At 72.8% G+C, this 5,232-nt stretch carries 5 protein-coding genes; 1 reads left to right on the top strand and 4 read right to left on the bottom strand.

The genetic code is table 11. From position 1 onward, the window contains the following. Positions 1 to 432 precede the first annotated feature (432 nt). Complete coding sequence (locus tag ABD308_RS08670; protein ID WP_344330232.1) at positions 433 to 1,587, bottom strand: glycosyltransferase; 1,155 nt, start codon at positions 1,585 to 1,587, stop codon at positions 433 to 435. A gap of 155 nt (positions 1,588 to 1,742) precedes the next feature. After that, the gene (locus ABD308_RS08665) at positions 1,743 to 2,183 is read right to left on the bottom strand and encodes an SRPBCC family protein (protein ID WP_344330228.1); all 441 of its coding nucleotides are present in this window, start codon (positions 2,181 to 2,183) and stop codon (positions 1,743 to 1,745) included. 126 nt (positions 2,184 to 2,309) lie between these two features. Here ABD308_RS08665 and ABD308_RS08660 point away from each other — a divergent pair, with 126 nt between their 5' ends. After that, positions 2,310 to 3,203: a HipA family kinase gene (locus ABD308_RS08660; RefSeq protein ID WP_344330224.1), complete on the top strand. Its 894-nt coding sequence runs from the start codon at positions 2,310 to 2,312 to the stop codon at positions 3,201 to 3,203. A gap of 79 nt (positions 3,204 to 3,282) precedes the next feature. Here ABD308_RS08660 and ABD308_RS08655 read toward each other — a convergent pair whose 3' ends face one another. Together ABD308_RS08655 and ABD308_RS08650 are read right to left on the bottom strand one after the other, a co-directional pair. After that, positions 3,283 to 4,773, bottom strand: coding sequence for a S8 family peptidase (locus ABD308_RS08655; RefSeq protein ID WP_344330218.1), 1,491 nt, complete (start codon positions 4,771 to 4,773; stop codon positions 3,283 to 3,285). Positions 4,774 to 4,986: 213 nt separating this feature from the next. Then, positions 4,987 to 5,232: hypothetical protein (locus ABD308_RS08650; protein WP_344330213.1), on the bottom strand; the 246-nt coding region annotated here is incomplete at its 5' end.

Raw genomic sequence — 5,232 nt, 5'->3', positions numbered from 1 at the left:
CCGCCCGGCGCAGCAGCCCCCGCCGCTCCGGTGCCGGGTCGGCCGGGGCCGGACAGGGGCTGGCCGGGCCGGGGCACGCTGTCGTGGTCAATGGTCATCGGCGGACGAACTCCCCTGCTGTGTGCCCGGGGTGACGGCGGTCCGGTGCCGGGTGGCCCGGGGCGGCCGTCCAGGCCCGGTGAGTGCGGTCCTGACAGCACCTGCTACCGCTGGCGGGTCTCGGTTTTCTCGCGAATTTCCGGCGTGAAATCGAAACGATGCAGGCAAAATCAGACGTTACCGAAAAGCGGCTTGAATGCTGGAAGTCGACTTGCCGTTTCATTCCAGCCGCCCATTAATAGGTATTTCTGATTTAGCCCCTCGCCCACAACCGGTGGAGGGTGCGAATACGGGAACGCCGAGCCGGCGGGGCATTCACGGCATGTGAAACGATCAGATCCGCTGCGGGACACGGGCCCTGCGCCGCCCGGGCGCGGGGCCGGCGCCCAGCAGGTCGCGGTAGAGCGCGTCGACCTGTTCGACCACGGATCGAACGTCGTGGCGGGCCACGGCGTGCTCGCGCAGCCGGGCGCCGCGCCGCTCGCACTCGATCGGATCGGACAACGCTTCCGCCATTCGGGTGATGAGCGCGGACACGTCCTCCGGGGGCACCAGGGCACCCGTGCGTTCGGACGGCGGCAGGCACTCCCGGGCCCCGGGAACGTCGGTCAGCAGCACCGGCCGCCCGCAGGCCATCGCCTCCAGCGGGGCCAGCGCCATGCCCTCCCAGCGCGAGGGCAGCACCACCAGATCGGCCGCGGCCAGCCAGGGGCGCGGGTCCGCGACGTCCCCGACCATCCGCACCCGGGACGGCTCGGCGCCCGCCCGGACCATCGCGGCCAGCCGGGCCTCCTCCGGGCCGCCGCCGACCAGCGCCAGCCTGGCCCCCGGTACCCGGCGCCGCACCTCCGGCCAGGCGGTGAGCAGCACGTCCTGCCCCTTCTGGCGGCAGAGCCGGCCCACGCAGACCGCGAGCGGGGCGGCCGGCTCCAGGCCGAGCGCGATCCGGGCGGCCCGGCGGTCGGCGGGCGCGTAGTGGCGCACGTCCACGCCGTTGGGCACCACCGCCCAGTCGGCGTGCAGTCCGGCCGCGACGCCGTCGGCCCGCTCCTGGACCGAGACGCAGAGCAGCCGGTGCGCCCAGCGGGTCGCGTACCGCTCCCAGCGCAGGGTGGCCGCGGCGAGCGCGCCGTCCACGGCGGCGAAGGACCAGGCGTGCGGCTGGAAGACGGTCGGCACCGCGCCGCGCACGGCCAGCCGGCCGGCCAGTCCGGCCTTGGCGCTGTGCAGGTGGAGCATGTCGGGCCCGGCGGCCCGGACGATCCGGCGCAGCCGCCAGGCCTCGGCGGCGGTGGCGGGTCCCGGCGAGCGCCGGGCCGGCCAGTCCTGGACCAGCGCGCCGACGGCGGCGGCCTCGTCGGCCAGCCGGCCGCCGCGCGGACAGGCGACCAGCACCCGGTGGCCGGCCTCGCGCTGACCGCGGACCAGGTCGACCACGACGCGGGCCACTCCGCCGTCGACGGGCTGCGAAATGTGAAGGATCGTCATATGCACGGCGGCGAGCCTAGGGTGGCCGCACCGCCCGGGACGGCGTCGTCACCCGCAGGTGGCGGGGCGTCCACCCGTACGGCGCGTCGCTCGCACGGGTGGACGAACTCGTCGAATTCCTGGACGAGTTGAGGGTGAGGTCCGGAAGGCCGGACTCAGCGCACCTCGGCGGCCAGGTTGGCGAGCACCTGGTCGTGGATCCGGTTCAGGCCCTTGGGCGCGAAGGTCCGCTCGAAGAAACCGCCGATGCCGGTCGCGCCCTGCCAGGTGGCCGTGACGGTGACCTTCGTGCGGCCCTCGCCGGCCGCCGCGACGGTCCAGGTGATCACCATGCTGGAGTTCGCGTCCTTCTCCACCAGCTGGTCCGGCCGGGGCGCGGAGACGGTGAACAGGCAGTCGCGGATCCGCTTCTCGGTGGCCTGGAGCTTCCAGTGCACCTGGGTGCCGGCGCCGGTGCCGCCGACCCGGACCTCGTACTCGCTGTACTGCTCGGGCAGCAGCTTGGGGCGGGTCACCTGGTAGTCGGCCAGGGTCTCGTACACCCGCTCGGGGGCCGCGTCGTAGACCCGCTCGGTGGTGGCGTGCACCTGTCCCATGGTCCTGCTCTCCTCGTCGGTCGTCCGGCGCCGGATGTCGTCCGGGTGGTAGCGGCAAGCCAATCACAGCGGACGCCCGGCGGCGGGGGGCGCCCTCCCCGGCGGAGCGGACGTTAGGCTGCGGTTGTGCTCGAACAGGTGACAGCAGTGCGCTACGTCGACCCGCTGCGGGCCGGCGGTTCCGTCCCCGGCGTGGTGGAGACCGACGACCTGGGCACCTACGTGGTGAAGTTCACCGGGGCGGCCCAGGGGCGCAAGGCGCTGGTGGCCGAGGTGATCGTCGGCGAGCTGGCCCGGCGGCTCGGCCTGCCGGTGCCGGAGCTGCGGCTGGTGGACTTCGACCCGGCGGTGGCCGACGGCGAGCCGGACCCCGAGATCCAGGACATCCTGCGGGCCAGCCGCGGGATCAACCTCGGCATGGACCTGCTGCCCGGCGCCCGCGACTTCCGGCCCGGCCTGATCGACGTCGACCCGGTCGACGCCGGCCGGGTGGTCTGGCTGGACGCGCTCACCGGGAACGTCGACCGGACGGTGCACAACCCCAACCTCATGGTCTGGCACCGCGGGCTGTGGCTGATCGACAACGGCGCCGCACTGGTCTTCCACCACCGCTGGTCCGCCGCCGAGGGGTCGGTCGGCAAGCGGTACGACCTCAGCGCCCACGCCCTCGGCGGGTACCGCCCGGACGTCCGGCTGGCCGACGAGGAGCTCGGGCCGCTGGTCACCGTCGGGCTGCTGGAGGAGGTGGTGGCGCTGGTGCCGGACGCCTGGCTGGCCGACGAGCCGGGCTTCGACTCGGTCGGGGAGCTGCGCCGGGCCTACGTGAACCACCTGGCGGCGCGGGCGGTGCTGTCCGCCGAATGGCTTCCGGAGGGGTTCTCCACCCCCGAGCAGCTGCGCGAGGCGGAGCGCCGGCGGGCCGCGCGGACCAGGGCGGCGCGTCCGGCCTGGCTGCGGGAGGTGCCGGACCTGCACGGCAAGCCGTCGGTGGAGACGGTCTGGGAGCACCACTTCGAGTGAGCCGGGCACGCGAACGGGGGCGGGACTCGATGTCCCGCCCCCGTTCGGCGGCTCAGGGTGTCAGCCGGTCAGCCGTGGCTCACCGCCACCACTGGACCGCCTTCTCGGCGTTGATGATGCCGGCGCCGTAGAAGCCGTTGTCGTCCGCGCCGCCCTCGCAGGTGGCGGTCCACTCGCCGGCGCCGCCCGGGTTGTACGGGGACGTCGGGCAGGCGTGCGACTCGGCCTGGTTGGTCAGCAGCTCGGTCAGCTCGTCCGCGCTGGCCCACGGGTGGGTGCTGGCGAGCAGGGCGAGCACGCCGGCGGCGTGCGGCGAGGCCATCGAGGTGCCCTGCATGTAGCCGTACTGGCCGCCCGGGATGGTGGACAGCACGCGGCCGTTCTGGTCCGGGGTGTTCGGGATCTGGTAGCGGCGGTCGCCACCGGGGGCGGCCACGGTGACCTTGTTCTTGCCGTAGCTGGAGTAGTACGACTTCTCACCGTTGACGCCCACCGAGGAGACCGCGACCACGCCGTCGAGCTCGGTCGGCAGGTTCAGGCAGTCCTGGGTGATCGGACGCTCGCCCGGGGTGGTGTCGTCCGGGCTGGCGACGTCCTTGGTCTTGTGGGCGAGGTCGATGTTCTCGTTGCCCGCCGCGGCGACGTTGAGGACGCCCTTGCGCTGCGAGAACTCGACGGCGCGGCGGACGGCGGTGGTGATCGCCGCCTGGTCCGCGTCGTTCTGGCAGTTGAACATCCACGGGTCGACGAAGTAGCTGTTGTTCGTGATCTTGAACTTGTGCTCACCGGCCCAGACGAAGCCGCAGATGGCGTACTCCGGGTAGATGAAGCCGCCGTCGTCGACGACCTTCACCGCGGCGAGCTTGACGTTCGGGGCGATGCCCTCGATGCCCTTGCCGTTCTTGGCGGCGGCGATGCTGCCGGCCACGTGGGTGCCGTGGTCGCCGTCGACGCCCGGCTGCCAGGCGTCCCAGGCGGTGTTCGGCTTGCCGCCGTCGATGCAGGAGACCGACTGCGAGGCGTCGATGTTGGCGGCGAGGTCCTCGTGGGTGCCGTCGATGCCGGAGTCCAGCACGCCGACGGTCACCTTGTTGCTGCCCAGGGACAGCTTGTGGGCCTTGTCCACGCCGATCTGGCGCATGTCCCACTGGTTGGCCCACAGCGGCTCCTCGCCCGCGGCGGAGGCACCGGCCGGAGCGGCGGCGACCTCGGCGACACGGTCCTCGGAGGCGGTGATGCCCTTGGTGCGGCTGGCGCCGACCGACTCGACACCCTTGGCCTGCCGCAGCTTGGCGGCGAACTGGGTGTCGGTGGAGCGCGCGATCACCACACCGATCTGCTCGTAGGAGTACACCACGGTGCCGCCGAGGGTGGTGATCGCCTTCTCGACCTTCTGCACCTGGCCGTGGTTGGCCTTGGTGTTGACGACGTAGCTGAGCAGCGGACCGGTCGTCGACTCCGGCCCGGAGGCGGCGACGGCGGTGCCGGACGGCAGCGCGAGGGCGCCGGCGGTGGCGAGCGCGACGCCCACTGCCGCATACCGGGTCCGGCTGATCCGAGGAACACTCATAGGGGTTGGCCCTCCCGAGTCGTCATGCAGCAACTGCGGTTGGCAGGTGCATTTGGAATGATCGGGACGCTAGTGAACAAGTGTGGCAATCCGCAAGAGGTAGTCATCTAATCGTCACAAGTCGGCCACCCATGGAGCGTATGACTCCGCTTCTGCTGGGCAGGACCGTGCGATCGGACGACGGCGGACGCGCACCGCGCCGGGAGCCACACCCTAGTCAGCGCCGCCCACGGCGGAACAGGCGTCCAGGGCGGCCGGAAGCGGCCAGTGGCGGATCGCCGCCAAGCCCGCGCGGCGGACGGTCAGAGCGCGTACAGTCGGCGGGCGTTGCCCGCCGTGACCTCGGCCGGGGAGCGGCAGCGGGTGGCCGGCGGCCTTGGTCAAGCAGGTGTCCGGGTCGGCGGCGTCCGCGCGCAGCCGGCGCAGCGCGGCGCGGTGGGCGCGTTCGTACGGGGTGTC

Source organism: Kitasatospora putterlickiae (genome assembly GCF_039527695.1).
Classification (GTDB): domain Bacteria; phylum Actinomycetota; class Actinomycetes; order Streptomycetales; family Streptomycetaceae; genus Kitasatospora; species Kitasatospora putterlickiae.
The sequence above is the reverse complement of the archived record's forward strand: the minus strand, read 5'-3'. Positions and strand labels throughout refer to the sequence as shown.

Coding starts and splice junctions, on each gene's coding strand:
- ABD308_RS08655 (WP_344330218.1), bottom strand. CDS start 4,773: ATGAGTGTTCCTCGGATCAGCCGGACCCGGTATGCGGCAGTGGGCGTC.
- ABD308_RS08665 (WP_344330228.1), bottom strand. CDS start 2,183: ATGGGACAGGTGCACGCCACCACCGAGCGGGTCTACGACGCGGCCCCC.
- ABD308_RS08670 (WP_344330232.1), bottom strand. CDS start 1,587: ATGACGATCCTTCACATTTCGCAGCCCGTCGACGGCGGAGTGGCCCGC.